At 56.1% G+C, this 314-nt stretch carries 1 protein-coding gene; it reads right to left on the bottom strand.

Features of this window, described 5'->3' with window-relative positions; all coding sequences use genetic code 11:
* On the bottom strand, nt 1-313 hold a 313-nt coding region (locus SB773_RS30850), incomplete at its 3' end, for an ATP-binding cassette domain-containing protein (protein WP_410594047.1).
* Nucleotide 314: the final 1 nt, after the last annotated feature.

Raw genomic sequence — 314 nt, forward strand, 5'->3', positions numbered from 1 at the left:
GGGCGTCGTTGCGTTGAAACGCACCCATTTCGAGGTTTTCCAGCACGGTCATTTTGCCCAAGATGGCACGGCCTTCCGGTACGAGTGCCAGTCCCGTTCTTACGATCTGGTGTGGCTTTGCGCCTTCGATGCGCTGCCCGCGAAACGTAATGGTCCCTGCCTCTGGCCTCAGCTGACCTGCAATCGTGCGCATCGTGGTTGTTTTCCCAGCGCCGTTTGCACCAATGAGCGAAACGATCTTGCCTTCTGGCACCTCCAGAGAAATTCCCCGAATCGCTTTGATTTGACCGTAGGAGGTCGTCAGGTTTTGTATG

The sequence above is a fragment of the Bacillus sp. SIMBA_074 genome (genome assembly GCF_046534555.1).
Classification (GTDB): Bacteria; Bacillota; Bacilli; order Bacillales; family Bacillaceae_G; genus Bacillus_A; species Bacillus_A mycoides.